The organism is Bartonella sp. AA23NXGY, from assembly GCF_042197165.1.
In the GTDB taxonomy this organism is placed as follows: Bacteria; Pseudomonadota; Alphaproteobacteria; order Rhizobiales; family Rhizobiaceae; genus Bartonella.
Genome location: NZ_JBHIRO010000001.1, coordinates 1 through 13,098, shown reverse-complemented (window position 1 = coordinate 13,098; position 13,098 = coordinate 1). Strand labels below are relative to the sequence as shown.

General features: G+C 38.4%; 11 protein-coding genes and 5 pseudogenes. 4 read left to right on the top strand and 12 right to left on the bottom strand.

Annotation, left to right across the window (positions count from 1 at the left end):
- Positions 1–88: 88 nt before the first annotated feature.
- A complete protein-coding gene (locus ACFINY_RS00080) occupies positions 89–994 on the bottom strand; it encodes a DnaJ C-terminal domain-containing protein (RefSeq protein ID WP_375620646.1) in 906 nt (301 codons plus the stop codon).
- Positions 995–1,319: 325 nt separating this feature from the next.
- Between ACFINY_RS00080 and pdxH the strand changes: the two genes are divergently transcribed.
- The gene (gene pdxH, locus ACFINY_RS00075; protein ID WP_375700745.1) at positions 1,320–1,943 is read left to right on the top strand and encodes a pyridoxamine 5'-phosphate oxidase; all 624 of its coding nucleotides are present in this window, start codon (positions 1,320–1,322) and stop codon (positions 1,941–1,943) included.
- Between the two features lie 237 nt (positions 1,944–2,180).
- Here the strand turns inward: pdxH and ubiA are convergent, their stop codons facing one another.
- Entirely contained in the window at positions 2,181–3,185 is a 1,005-nt protein-coding gene (ubiA, locus tag ACFINY_RS00070) for a 4-hydroxybenzoate octaprenyltransferase (RefSeq protein WP_375611118.1), read from the bottom strand.
- Between the two features lie 90 nt (positions 3,186–3,275).
- Between ubiA and purD the strand changes: the two genes are divergently transcribed.
- Positions 3,276–4,550 (top strand): phosphoribosylamine--glycine ligase, encoded by a 1,275-nt coding sequence (purD, locus tag ACFINY_RS00065; protein ID WP_375700744.1) that lies wholly within the window; start codon positions 3,276–3,278, stop codon positions 4,548–4,550.
- Positions 4,551–5,634: 1,084 nt separating this feature from the next.
- Here the strand turns inward: purD and ACFINY_RS00060 are convergent.
- The 3 genes from ACFINY_RS00060 to ACFINY_RS00050 all read right to left on the bottom strand — a co-directional run bounded on the left by ACFINY_RS00060 (position 5,635) and on the right by ACFINY_RS00050 (position 8,681).
- The gene (locus ACFINY_RS00060) at positions 5,635–6,162 is read right to left on the bottom strand and encodes a DUF6101 family protein (protein ID WP_375628324.1); all 528 of its coding nucleotides are present in this window, start codon (positions 6,160–6,162) and stop codon (positions 5,635–5,637) included.
- Positions 6,163–6,306: 144 nt separating this feature from the next.
- The gene (locus ACFINY_RS00055) at positions 6,307–7,716 is read right to left on the bottom strand and encodes an FAD-binding oxidoreductase (protein ID WP_375700743.1); all 1,410 of its coding nucleotides are present in this window, start codon (positions 7,714–7,716) and stop codon (positions 6,307–6,309) included.
- Positions 7,717–7,718: 2 nt separating this feature from the next.
- Positions 7,719–8,681: an L-threonylcarbamoyladenylate synthase gene (locus ACFINY_RS00050; RefSeq protein WP_375613034.1), complete on the bottom strand. Its 963-nt coding sequence runs from the start codon at positions 8,679–8,681 to the stop codon at positions 7,719–7,721.
- 278 nt (positions 8,682–8,959) lie between these two features.
- Here ACFINY_RS00050 and ACFINY_RS00045 point away from each other — a divergent pair.
- Both ACFINY_RS00045 and ACFINY_RS00040 read left to right on the top strand, forming a co-directional pair.
- A pseudogene (locus tag ACFINY_RS00045) lies at positions 8,960–9,240 on the top strand (type II toxin-antitoxin system RelB/DinJ family antitoxin).
- Between the two features lie 9 nt (positions 9,241–9,249).
- Positions 9,250–9,522 carry a type II toxin-antitoxin system YafQ family toxin gene (locus tag ACFINY_RS00040; protein ID WP_375700762.1) on the top strand — a complete coding sequence of 91 codons (273 nt, stop codon included), beginning with the start codon at positions 9,250–9,252 and terminating at the stop codon, positions 9,520–9,522.
- 61 nt (positions 9,523–9,583) lie between these two features.
- Here ACFINY_RS00040 and ACFINY_RS00035 read toward each other — a convergent pair whose 3' ends face one another.
- The 7 genes and pseudogenes from ACFINY_RS00035 to ACFINY_RS00005 all read right to left on the bottom strand — a co-directional run.
- Positions 9,584–9,802: a hypothetical protein gene (locus tag ACFINY_RS00035; protein ID WP_375611113.1), complete on the bottom strand. Its 219-nt coding sequence runs from the start codon at positions 9,800–9,802 to the stop codon at positions 9,584–9,586.
- Complete coding sequence (locus ACFINY_RS00030) at positions 9,795–10,001, bottom strand: hypothetical protein (RefSeq protein WP_375611112.1); 207 nt, start codon at positions 9,999–10,001, stop codon at positions 9,795–9,797. Before ACFINY_RS00030 ends, ACFINY_RS00035 begins: the two co-directional genes overlap by 8 nt.
- Positions 9,934–10,160: pseudogene (locus ACFINY_RS00025) on the bottom strand (hypothetical protein). Before ACFINY_RS00025 ends, ACFINY_RS00030 begins: the two are co-directional and overlap by 68 nt.
- Positions 10,157–10,511 (bottom strand): annotated as a pseudogene (locus ACFINY_RS00020) (glycoside hydrolase family protein); the annotation flags it as partial. The pseudogenes ACFINY_RS00025 and ACFINY_RS00020, both read right to left, overlap by 4 nt.
- Positions 10,506–11,518 (bottom strand): annotated as a pseudogene (locus tag ACFINY_RS00015) (hypothetical protein); the annotation flags it as partial. The pseudogenes ACFINY_RS00015 and ACFINY_RS00020, both read right to left, overlap by 6 nt.
- A gap of 727 nt (positions 11,519–12,245) precedes the next feature.
- On the bottom strand, positions 12,246–12,722 hold the full coding sequence (locus ACFINY_RS00010) for a hypothetical protein (protein ID WP_375611111.1): 477 nt from the start codon (positions 12,720–12,722) through the stop codon (positions 12,246–12,248).
- A 180-nt stretch (positions 12,723–12,902) separates the two neighbouring features.
- Positions 12,903–13,098, bottom strand: a pseudogene (locus ACFINY_RS00005) (hypothetical protein); the annotation flags it as partial.

The following is a 13,098-nucleotide window of genomic DNA, read 5'->3' as shown; positions in this document are numbered from 1 at the left end:
CCTGCCTATGACACAGGTCAACTTTTTCTTCAAGCAATTGGTTTAAAATCAAACAAAAACTACGCTTTTATATATAAAATTTTTAAAATTAATCTTGTTGCATTTGCAAAAACTGTTCTAGTGCGGCGGCATTTTCATCTCCCGGCAACATAATGCGAACATGCACATAAAGATCATCTCTTGTACCATTTTTTAAACGAAGCCCTTTCCCTTTCAACCGTAAAACGCGATCAGAACTTGACCACGCAGGAATCGTTAAAACCACACGCCCCTCCAACGTCTCAACTTCTTCTTTTGCTCCCAAAACAGCATGTTTGAGAGAAACTGGTAAATCAAGATGGAGTGCTCTTCCTTCAACCCGAAAACGGGGATGTTTTTGAATCTGAATGGTTATTAACGCATCTCCTGCTTGCCCGTGAGGTACCTCTTCTCCCTGACCTTTTAAACGAATAGTCTGTCCGTCTTCAATATAATCTGGCAGTTTAATTTTTAACTTTTTTCCATTTGGAAAAACAGCTTCCACCTTTTCTGCGCCAACCATCTGCTCTAATGTTATGGCAAGATTAGCACGAACATGTGCTCCTTGTTGGGGACGGTTATAGTGTGTAGAATTCGAAAAGCTACCTCCTCCTCCAAACAGATCCCGAAAAATATCACTCGCATCAAAACTTGCACCACCTGAAGAGGAAAAATCAAATCCCTTTGCTCTTCCTGAAAAGGGATTTTGTTTATTGCTAAAATTTTCACCAGCACCATAGGCTTGATAAAGCGGTTTTCCTTCCATATCAATTTCACCGCGGTCAAATTGTGCCTTTTTATCTTTATCACCTATAATTTCATAGGCTTGATTAATTTCAGCAAATTTCTCTTTAGCCTTTGTATCATCTTTATTATGGTCTGGATGATATTTCTTCGCTAATCTTCTAAATGCCGATTTAATCTCTTGCGATTTTGCGGTACGTGCCACACCCAGAATCGTGTAGGGATCACGCATATTGCCCTCTTTTCAATTTCTTCGTTTTCAAAATATCAACTGATACGTTGTTCAATATCCCTTATAGCTTCATCAGTCTATTCTAAAGAATAATTTCTTCTTTTCTCTTTATATGTCTATCAATAAACTAAAATACCAGATAAAATGAGATATTTATTTAATATAGCTCCTTGTAGTCTATGCTAAAGTAAAAATAATTAAACTACCATAGAAATACACGATAGCATTGGCTTTTTGAAAATAAGAAAAAATGGTACTGTGACTTCTTGATGATAAAGTAAATGAGAAAATGCCTCACCCATGCTCACTGATATTTGGAGAAACTATGAGCAAAAAAATACCAACAGATGATCATTTTATGAAAATGCAAAAACCTTTTGAACTTTTCGCAAAGTGGCTTGAAGAGGCAACGATAAGTGAAATAAATGATCCGAATGCTATGGCATTAGCAACAGTTGACGAAACAGGACTCCCTAATGTTCGTATGGTTCTCCTCAAAGACTACAATCCCCAAGGCTTTGTCTTCTATACCAATTATGAAAGCTGTAAAGGACAAGAAATTTTAAAATCAATGAAAGCATCCTTAGGTTTTCATTGGAAATCACTCCGTCGTCAAGTCAGAATTAGAGGAATCGTTGAAAAAGTAAGTCAACAGGAAGCCGATGCCTATTTCCAATCGCGACCACGTGGTAGTCGAATTGGTGCATGGGCCTCTAAACAATCTCAACCTTTAGACAATCGTTTTGTGCTCGAAAAAGCAATTGCTCAATATACTGCGCGTTATGCTCTAGGCAATATTCCACGACCACCTTATTGGTCTGGGTTTCGTGTTAAACCCCTTTCTATAGAGTTCTGGTGCGATCGCCCATTTCGTTTACATGATCGTCTGCTTTTTACACGGGATTGTGTTGAACACAGCGATTGGAAAAGACAAAAACTTTATCCCTAATCCTTCAAGCTTCATCGTTATGAAGATTTTTTCTTCGCAACAATTAAACAAATATTTTTTATTCGAAAAATTCTAAAAGAAGATGATTTATTTTATTTAAATAGAAGAATTTTATTTTCACTGTAAAGGTTAATTGGTGATATTTTCTACTGTATTGCTTAAAAGTAGATTAGCAACAAGCTTATTAAAAAAAACATACTGTATTCAGTAGAAACTATGATTTTAGCTAACTTATTTTTAGACCGCAGGATAAAATATCATCCATATACCCCCACATACTAAACCAGCAAAAATCACAAAACCAATAAGCGAATTAGATTTGAAAAGCCTAAGGCATTGTGAACTATCATCTATATCAATGACTTTAATTTGAATAAACATATGGATGCTTGCCACAAAAATCCCCAAAAAACTAAGAACAGGAACTCCAGCTAAATAAAATGCTAGACTAACGAACATCACAAAACCACCATACAAAAATACTAAAGCACGCTTGGTTGCTTTACCAAAAAGAAGAGCCGTAGAACGGACACCAACAGTAATGTCATCTTCTTTATCTTGATGTGCGTAGATTGTGTCGTATCCTATGGTCCACAAAATTGATCCCACATAAAGCAAGATTGGTGCCCAGCTTAAACTTCCAAAGACAACAGCCCACCCCATTAATGCCCCCCAATTAAATGCAACGCCTAAAAAAAACTGCGGCCAATATGTTACGCGTTTCATAAAAGGATAAAATGCAACAGCTATCAATGACGAAATACCTAGAAAAAAACTAAACCTATTAAATTGTGATAAAACAACTAAACCAACTAAACATTGCACAAGTATAAAAACTCTTGCTTGCAACCGACTCACATGACCTGTCGGCAATGGGCGAGAACGTGTCCTTTCTACCTGAGCATCAATTTTATGGTCAATAAGATCATTCCAAGTACATCCTGCCCCTCGCATAGCAATAGACCCCAGAAAAAAAAGAAAAAGATACCAAACCCAATGAAGAAACATTGATAAAAGAGTATCGTAATGCATGTTATAAGAGAAAAAAGCCATTGTTGTTGACCAAAAACAAGGCCACATCAACAATTGCCAACCGATAGGCCGATCCCAACGCGCCAATTGCGCATAAAACCATAAAGAACGGGGAAGGAAGCTGTAGACCCATTGTTTGGAAGATGCATCCATAACCCGTCCTTGGCTATCATAGGACTGAACATGCGCGATATTTTTATTTTTTTTCATCAAATGATTTACCTTTGGTCTTGCGATAGAGACATTTCATTCTTATGAGAAGGGGATGAGATTAATTATCTTTTATGAGAGGAGCAAGCAATGAATATTCTTCTTATTGGCTCAGGTGGACGAGAACATGCTTTAGCATGGAAAATAGCAGCATCACCACTGCTAACAAAGTTATATTGTGCTCCTGGAAATCCTGCAACAACAGAATTTGGTGAAAATATTAATTTGAACATTGATGACCATCCCCTTGTTATTGATTTTTGTAAAGCACATTCTATTGATCTTGTAATTGTAGGACCAGAAGCACCCTTGGTGGCGGGTATAACAGACTCTCTTAATAGCGCTAACATCTGTGTATTTGGTCCTACTCAAAAAGCTGCTCAACTAGAAGGTTCAAAAGCCTTTACAAAAGATTTATGTCGGAAGAATAACATTCCTACAGGAAGTTACCAATGCTTTAATGATGCCTCTAAAGCTAAAGCTTACATTCAGCAACAAGGTGTTCCCATTGTTATTAAAGCTGATGGCTTAGCAGCTGGCAAAGGTGTCGTGGTTGCAACAACTATGGAAGAAGCGTTTAACGCAGTTGATGCCTGCTTCAAAAGTACATTTGGAGATGCAGGAAACAAAATTGTTGTAGAATCTTTTCTTGAAGGTGAAGAAGCAAGCTTCTTCTGCCTTTGTGATGGTAAACTTGCTCTTCCTTTTGGATCTGCTCAAGATCATAAACGTGTAGGTGATGGGGATACTGGAGCAAACACCGGTGGTATGGGTGCTTATTCACCAGCGCCCATCATGACCCAAGAAATAGTGAATCGTACTCTCAAAGAAATTGTTGAACCAGCTTTAATAAGCATGAAAGAAATGGGCGCCCCCTTTAAAGGTATTCTCTTTGTCGGATTAATGATAACGCAAAAAGGACCCGAATTAATTGAATTTAACGTACGATTCGGTGATCCTGAATGTCAAGTTTTAATGATGCGCCTCAAAGATGATATTTTGCCAATTTTTCTTGCTGCAGCTCAAGGAAAACTCGAAAATAAGCCTCTTCGGTGGTCTGAAAAAACAGCTCTCACCGTTGTTATGGCTGCTAATGGTTATCCAGACTCCCCCCAAAAAGGTACTGTTATCCGTAACGTTGATCAAGTAAACACTCTTCCCGATGTGAAAGTTTTTCAAGCTGGTACAGTGTTGCATGATGGAGAACTCATTGCAAATGGTGGACGTGTACTCAATATAACTGCAACAGGAAAAACGATTACGCATGCACAAAAACGTGCTTATGAAGCTGTTGATTTTATTGATTGGCCAGAAGGTTTTGTTCGTCGAGATATCGGATGGAGAGCCGTTGCGCGAGAAAATTAAATCCTTTGAATATTCTTTTTTTACGATTTTCTTATTTTATATAAGAGCATGACACACAAATTTTCTCACTGTTTTACGTTGACCATAATTTTGAAAAAATAAGTGTGCTTTCCTTTGAACAATCAAATATTGTAAATAGGATATCTACTCATGATAAAATAGGAAAATTTTCTGAATCTGAAGATGTAATATAAAATAATCATTTTACTGTTGTCTTTACTTTAAACGCATTTTCTCATCATTTTTATAAACACTTTCTTTCTTATAAAATCCTGAGGAAAAACGTATATACTATCATTTCTTTTATTTATCGCGTTTTTAGTGAAACTCCGCTTTTACGAAAAATAAAATGCCCAAAAAAGATAGTTATGTTATTCACATACAAATTCTTAAACAATATCTCTCATGCTTATCATTCCCATTTTACGACACTACCTGCAAATAGTATAAATCCATTCTGCCAGCTTTCTGGAATAAAAATAAAAACCTATACCATCATTGTATTTTCCAATTCTCAATATTACGATAACCCTTTCTATCTAAATGATTTTGATTATAAAAGAGAGATGAAATAAGAATATTCTGAAATATTCAAAGCTTTCATTCAACATGGAGAAATGATTTATAAAAAAAATTCAAAAACACTTCCAGTAATCTTCTGGTGTTTTTAATAATGTGGCAAAAACCCAAAATTATACCGCAAAAAAACAGTTTCTATTGTTATGAAAACCGTTTTTACCTCTCTGAAAAAAGCATTCTACATCATCGATTCCTGCTGCCAATGTATGGTGTCAAAAAACTCTCATTTACAATCATTGACTTTCTCTTTGTTTTCAAGAACCAAAAGTCACACCAAATCCCGTCTGTAAAGGTCTGAATTCTCATTAAGCGGGTTCCTCTTGCTTCCCACTCATATGCTGCACTTACACAAAGACCTACAAGCAAACTTAGAATATTCGCCATATCTTCTAAAAACACTTCATGTGTGAAGTTTACATGCCTTATGTTACCTCCCCAAACAACGATGTTTTACAGCACAACAAGATAAATGCTGACGGTCGTACAAAAATGAATGCATGTTAATTTACTGGAGTGCAATTCGATTCGCAATCACCAAACGCAAGCCTAACGGATTGCTATAACGAAGTAAAAAATGCTTTTGTTTAGAATGTGCTGTTGTACCAAAAAATCGATGTAAATCAGAACGATCTTTTACAACCAGAATGCGATTATCTTCATTGATCATAAGCATGGGAAGGCCATAAGTATCCGCCCATAACCGCCAATCCAGAAGAACATTATTCAAATCTCTGGAAACCAAAAGCGGTATACAAGCTTCCTCATCGGCATGAAGTAATTCTAATGCAACAGCTCTTTCTCCTGAACGCGTTTTTACGGTACGTGCTGCAATTCCTTGAAAATGATAAGGGGGTATTAAATGCGATAAGCTTGAAGGCATATCCGTTTTAAAAGAAACACCACGCTCATTTAACGAACAAATAACCTGATTACCCGTTTTGGATGAAAAATATGTCGTCGTTTGTGGCAAATGGCACGGATCTAACCGAAATTCAAGCACCGCTTTTGCCTGATTAAAGCATTGATTAGCCATATACATTATCCCAATTTATCTTAAATAACATACACCCTTTAGCAGCTTTTTCTCATTGGATTATTAAAAGTTTGAATAAAAAACAACTGGTTTCTTTTTTGGTTATTAAAATCTAAACAAAAATGCATGATCACCATTCTTGAATTATAATACTTTTCCAGGATTCATTATCCCTAAAGGATCGAGTGTTTTTTTAATCCCTTGCATAATATCCAATGCGACAGGCGATTTAAAAGAACGAAGTTCTTCGCGCTTAAGCTGACCAATTCCATGCTCAGCAGAAAATGCACCTCTATAGTCCACCACTAAACTATGAATGCGATGATTCATTGTTGACCATAATTGCAAAAACACTGTCGTATCAGCTCCTACAGGTTGTGTAATATTATAATGTAAATTTCCATCGCCCATGTGTCCAAAACAAATCACCCGTGCTCCTGGAGCAATATCTTCAACAATAAGCGCTGCCTCAGCAATAAAATCAGGAATAGAAGCAAGTGGGATTGCAATATCATGCTTAATGGACCCTCCTGCTAACTTTTGTGCTGATGATATACTTTCTCGTAATTGCCAAAAAAAATCTTGCTGTTTTAAAGATTGCGCAACAACTGCATCTTCTATCACCGCATTCTTTAAAGCTTCTTCTAAAATAGTACTCAATACCGATAACGCCTCATCATTGCCTTGCAACGATGAAATGTTTATTAATACATACCATTCATGTTTCCGCTGAAGAGGAGGTTTCTCACACATCTTATAATCTAAAGCCATTTGCAAACTGAGATTTCCCATGAGCTCAAAACCTGTCAACATCCCTCCTCCATATTCTTGAGCCAGAGATAAAAACTCTAAAGCCTTCGCCGGACTATATAATCCCACCAAAGCAACAGCTTTTCCTTTTATTTTTGGAAACATCTTCAAAACGGCTGCGGTTATAACTCCCAATGTGCCTTCTGCACCAATAAAAAGATCTTTTAAATCGTAACCGCTATTGTCTTTTTTAACAAAACGCAAATCATCTAAAATACGCCCATCCGGTAAAACAACTTCTAAACCAAGACAAAGATCACGCATATTGCCATAAGCTAAAACAGCTGTCCCTCCAGCATTCGACGAAAGATTGCCTCCTACTTGGCAAGAACCTTCAGATGCCAAAGAAAGAGGGAAAAAACGACCTGATTCATCCACTTTTTTCTGTAAATTCTGTAAAATAACACCAGCCTCTACAACAACAAAATTTCCCTCAAGATTTATAGCTCTAATCTTATTTAATCGCTCCATGGATAAAAGAACGCTCCCTCCTCCTTCATCTGGTTGTTGTCCCCCCACAAGCCCTGTATTTCCACCCTGTGGCACAATCGGTGTGCGCGTTTTGCTCGCTAACTGCATAATCGATGAGACCTCTGCGCAAGAAGATGGACGTAAAAGTAAAGGTGTTTTTCCATGAAAAAGCCCACGCTCTTCAAGCAAATACGGTGCAATCAAAGCTTGATCCGTTATAGCATGCTTAGCACCAACAATTTCCCTAAACCCTTCAATTAATTCCTGCTCCATGTTCATTTCTCCTTTGGAGCCGCAGCCCGTATAAGACGATCATTGATAGCCTCTCCTAATCCGTATGATGGAATAGGTTCTACTGCGATACATCTCACTTTAAATGAATCTAATTCCTTCATATATTGAAATAAATGAGAGGCTGCCTCTTCCAACTTTCCATCTTCGCTAAGGTTTAAAATAGAAACGGCATTTTCAGCCCCCATAACACGCTTTGAACCAAATGCTAAAAGCGCTTCACCATTTTCCACCTTTTCTACATTCAAACGAACCGTAGCATTGGGAGCATAATGTGATTTTAACATCCCAGGAGCTTCAATCGCCGCCCTTTGATCTATCCGTTTTAAAGGCTTCCCCACAACCTCTTCAATTTCATCAGCCGCAAGCCCCCCTGGACGCAAAAGATAAATATTTTCACCACAAATTTTAATAATCGTTGATTCCAGCCCTATTTTAGCAGGCCCTCCGTCCAATATCAAAGGAACAGATTCCCCCAAAGATGCAAAAACAGCCTCAGCTGAAGTAGGGCTAAGACGCCCCGATTGATTCGCACTAGGAGCAGCAAGTGGACGGCCAAAATGTTGTACCACTTCCGCAAAACGACTGTCTGGAAAACGAACAGCCAAGGTATTCAAACCAGAGGTTGTTAAAGGATGGATATTATGCTGTTCCTTTAAAGGCAAAACCAATGTCAAAGGCCCTGGCCAAAATTCCTCTATTAATTGGCGTGAAAGAAAGTCAATTTTAACATAACGTTCCGCCATTTCGATGCCGCTAACATGCGCAATAAGAGGATTAATTTGTGGACGACCCTTTGTAGAGTAAATAGAAGAAATTGCCCTCCCATTGGTTGCATCGCCCGCTAATCCATAAACAGTTTCTGTTGGTAACGCTACTAACTTCCCTTGTTCAAGAAGCGCTATTGCCTCTCTTATCGAAGCACTATCGAGTGGTAGAATCGTCATGACACATCATTTCTATAACACTCTTTTAGTGATATTATGCTCTTTTTTATTCATATATCACATTGATTTATATGTTTTTTTAAAGTATGGGGTTCATAAATAAAGGTTAGGGAATAGGATTTTCCAATATTCTTCTACAAAACATATCTTATTCTTCTAACTTTCTCTAATAATTTTTTGAATTTTGCTAAGTTCTCTTGTGAAAAGCTATTGTTGAAACTCTTGACATAGACTTAACGTGCAGTACATTGTACTACAATTGAATAGGGGATTTAGAAATGGGAAAAATTCAAGCCCGCATACCTGATCAAGTTCAAGAAATTGCAAGTGCAGTTATTAAGTCTACGGGTTTAACTGTATCGGATGCAGTACGCATGTTTATGACCCGCATTGCTAGAGATCGAACATTACCGCTTGGATCTTTCAACCAAATCCGGAAACATTACGAGCTATCGAGGATGCCGAAATGGGATGCGTCGAACGTACATCATTAGACAGCTTAAGGACCATGATACGCGAAGATAGAACCGAAATGCGTAAATCTGAAAAGAAAACCTAAGCTTGCTATATTGTCTATACGTGTTCATTCCGGTCTGACCTTAAACGTGAAAGAAAAGGTAGGTATGCTAATACACTAGAGAAGGATTTGCTGCTTGTGGTCAAAGCGTTAGCGGAGAATGAACCGCTAAAAGCGCATTGGAGAGATCATGCGCTAACAGGTCAATGGCGCAATTGTCGTGATTGTCATATCAAGCCAGATTTAGTTTTGATCTATCGAAAGCCGAATACCAAAACACTAGAGCTCTTACGATTTGGTTTGCATTCTGAACTACGCTTATGATTAGATCTCCAATTCATAGTAAAAAGAATTTTTCGAAGTTTTTGCTTGTATGACAGTTTTTCTAATTCTTTGAGAACCACTGCTTCAAATGAGCGAAGATGTTGTCTATCGCATCCATGAGGCGTGCAAAATCAAGAATAAGCAAAAAAAGAAAAAATGCTATCCACTTCATCAAGCGAGACATCATTTTCACGCTTTGATAGGTGATGATCATTTCTTGAAGCATTTCTTTTTCTGATTCTGTAAGCTCTGTGTGTTTTTTGGATTTTTTTCTAACCATGTTTCCACCCACACAAGCGTTCACCTAGATTATTGTGCTTTAAGATCTCTCTTGCTAAATTGGAACTGATGGCGTTCAGATCTTTCTTGTCTAAATAAATTGGCAACCAGCCAACACAAGAAGAAGCATATTTATTTGTCGTGCAACCAGTCAGAGAGAGCAGCACGCATATCAGCATCACTTTTTTGATTAACTTCACTTTCCACCTCCAGCCGTGTTGTGGCTGCTTTTAAAGCTTTTTCTGTTTGCTTTTGTTGCTCTGCTTTTTTCCCAAGAGTAAAAGCTCTTGCTAAGGCAATAAAAAAGCCGCTAAAGCCGCACCTGTTACCATCAAGTTTCTTTTCATCCATAAGATCATAGGCGGTACTCCTGAAAGCGTTTAGCTACAAAGAAAATACCAGTACATGCGGCTAAAACCATAATGGCGGCTAAAGCCCATTGAATGGGGCCATTGCCCACTAAAAATCCACCAAGCCCAAAAAAAGAACCAATAATCGGTGCCAATGCTTCCGCTTTGAACCCCCCGTTGGTGCTTGCGTTTCTACTGTTTGATAATTGGAAGAAACATAAGCCCCTTTCGCCCATAGCCCTGCCTCTTCTACACGCCGGTGTACAAGACCTTGTAAACGTTTGCCTCCCGCTTTGGTCCATTTCTGCAATTCGGTTGGTACAAATTCATAATCCCCCGATTAAGCCTTTTAAGTAGTGTTCTATAGCCTTCTTGAGAGCTTAACGTGCTGCCTATGATTTTCATGGCAAGATCTGGATATTGCGTGAGTGCTTGTGCATCTTCATCGCTATACCCTTTAGAGCGTAAAAATTGCAAAGTTTGTTTATGTTGTGCGCGTTCCTTGTTGCCCTGCCGCATAAGGATAGATGCATTTGAAAAACTTTCTTGTGGTGTCTTTCCTAATGCAAGCCCTGCAAAAAAATCCATTAAATGCTCGGAAAATTCTGATTTTCTAAAACGCTCCCATAAGCTACTTGGATTTGCTCCTGTCTGAACAAAGTTATCAAGTGACTTGATATAATCTGTTTTTTGTTCAAGATCACCACTTGCTTTTAAATGCTCCTCTTCTGGTAAGTGTGCATTCAAATGTTTTTCTTCTCCTATAGGTGCATCAAAAAGCTTTTCCTCATCATTTCCAGAATCGTTTTTCAAAGAGTTTTCCGCTATAGATTTCTCATTAAGTTGAGCAATATAATCCATCACATCTTTTTGCTGTCGCCCAGCTTCATCCCCACTAGACTGATCAATGTTCCCAACAAGTGGAGATTGAGAAATCATTGATGCAACACCTCTCTGCTCTGAAAAGTCATGTTTTTGTTGCTCTGGTACCTCTTGTATCTTAACAGTATCCTTTGAAACATCCGGCAATGGAGGCATTTGGCGTTTTAAATCATCCATAGACATAATCAATTCTGCTGGCGTTTTTTCCCAGCTTGTTCTGTCCCTGCTTGAGAACCGCGAATAAGCTCTGTAGGACTCAATTTTTGTGGAGTATTATCCCCATTGCTCGCATCAAAAGGGTCTGTGCGACAAGCAGCCCGTTCTAAAAAACTTGGCTTGTATCGTCCTTCCAACGGCGTGCTTGGAGGCATCGAGCGTTATTGCAATAAATATCTAGGTAACTGCGGTATAACCTGATACATTAAAGGACGCAAAAATTTTGGATCAAACAACTTTAAAAGAGAATTTGTGTTTTCTTGTTCCATCACTGCACCCTTTCCATCTCACAGCCACGCTTGCTATAATCTACATGCAAAAAACCTATCGCCTTATGCAAGAAAACAGCTTCAGGTTTTGACTTCAAAACATCTTGTGCCATCACCCCGCGATAACGCTCTGGATAGCCCCTGTAGTTATACTCATAGAGTTTGTATCCATCTCGCTGCCCTACTCGTACGATATTTTCTTTCGCTCTGATGTTGCTAAGCCCAGCAAAAGTACCAAGGATAGTTCCAACATTTCCAACAATCTCCTACGGATTAGTTTTTTTATATAACAAAATATTGATTTATAATAATAATCTAGCGTTATTTATATTGAATTAGCCTCCCGAATAACGTAGGATTCTCTCATTTCAAATCTGTTTATCTTGAATCAATCAAAATCACTTGCTTGCACATCATAAGCGGGGCTGATGTGTGGATAAAAACTATAGAAGAAAGGAGTAAAAATGATTCTTATGAATCGTCTTAAGAGCCAAGGGCTGTAGCAACACCCACGAGCTGGTTTTGTACACTTTCAAAAATGATATCTTTACCTTCTCCCAAGGTGATATTCCCGCTCTGCTCACCATTTGCATAAACAGGATTGGTCCCAGCGATAATATCAGCGCCAACACCATGAATGCTGCCTTATTTAAAGTGCCACCCGCTTGAATAAAGAAGGAGACGGCTTTGATCCCCTACTTCATTCGTGATTTTATCCAACGACCTTTTAACGATGGGGAGGACGCTTTGGTGATCGCTTTTGTAAAGCTTTTTGCTTTTGCTGACGTTTTCTTTCATCCTCAAAATGCGTTAGTAAAGCCCGTTCCTGTTTCGTTTTGTTGGTCACACCAAAGGTGTCATTGTCCATAAATTGCTGATATCCTGCTATCATTAAATTGCTTAGGAATGAGCCACTTTTGGGAGGTTGTGTAAAATAGAGCCCTTTTGAATCTTGCAATTTATACCGGAAACCTGCTTTTTTCATGCACTCATAAACTGAGGCAAATTCACTCGCATACGAATTCATATCACTAGAAGAAGCATAAACCGGTTTCCAACCACATTTTGATAAGGATTGTTGGATCATCGCTTTATCGACACCTGGTTTTTCCCATAATGCTAAAGTTGATGGAGGAGGTTGGTTAACACATCCAGCTGTATTTAAGAGAGCTATGCAACTCAATAGTTTTAAGATTTTCTTCATTCTTCCCCTCTTTCAATGGATTTATTTACAATAAAAAAGCTCGTAAGCCTGTTGATATTTTCTGTCATCGCTGCTTAAAACAACGGTGAACAATATTGAGATGATTGGTTGAGAAAACAATCGCGCCATTCCAAGTGAAGGCAAGGATAGCGGATTGTTGATCATCACAAACAGCAAAACTTAAGGATAACATTCATATTGTTCTGGATGCTTTTTACAAAAAGGGCTGTTCAAGCGCTTCTTGACACTGCGCTGTGGTATGACAGCACCTGGACGACATATGGGTAAGTTTTCGGCTCTATGATTCTCGCACCAAGTCCCTCCCCCCACTTTATCACGGAAACCTGATTGAACCATGCAAGCATAAATTGTTGCT